Origin of the sequence: Burkholderia sp. Tr-20355 (genome assembly GCF_017104685.1) — a bacterium.
Lineage (GTDB): Bacteria > Pseudomonadota > Gammaproteobacteria > Burkholderiales > Burkholderiaceae > Burkholderia > Burkholderia seminalis.
The window spans coordinates 1-407 of record NZ_JAAGPK010000416.1 but is presented as its reverse complement, the minus strand read 5'-3'; the positions used below and the strand labels follow the sequence as shown (position 1 = coordinate 407).

The 407-nt window shown below is 67.3% G+C and carries 2 protein-coding genes; both read left to right on the top strand.

The genetic code is table 11. From position 1 onward, the window contains the following. On the top strand, window positions 1-221 hold a 221-nt coding region (locus tag G3N62_RS35710; RefSeq protein WP_206141271.1), incomplete at its 5' end, for an acyl-CoA dehydrogenase C-terminal domain-containing protein. 36 nt (window positions 222-257) lie between these two features. Beyond that, on the top strand, window positions 258-407 hold a 150-nt coding region (locus tag G3N62_RS35705; RefSeq protein WP_124636892.1), incomplete at its 3' end, for an FAD-dependent oxidoreductase.

Sequence of the window (407 nt, the reverse complement as noted above, 5' to 3'; positions counted from 1 at the left end):
TGAAGCTGGCGGGCGTGGTGCTGTGCGGGTGGCAGATGGCGCGCGCGCTGGTGGCGGCGCAGGCGAACCGCGCGAGCGACCCGGCGTTCTTCGATGCGAAGATCGCGATCGCGCAATGTTATGCGGAGCATATTCTCGTGCAGGCCGGCGCGCTCGAGGCGTCGATCGTCGGCGCGAAGGGCAACGAGAGCGTGCTCGCGTTGACGGAAGACCAGTTCTGACCGGTTGACGGTCGGGACGCAGGAGGAGACAGGATTTTGACCACACAGGACTTGCTCGCGCAATACGGCCCGCGCGAATCGATGGAATACGACGTCGTGATCGTCGGCGGCGGCCCCGCCGGGCTGTCGGCGGCGATCCGGCTCAAGCAGCTGGCCGCCGAGAAAGGCACCGAGATCGGCGTGTGC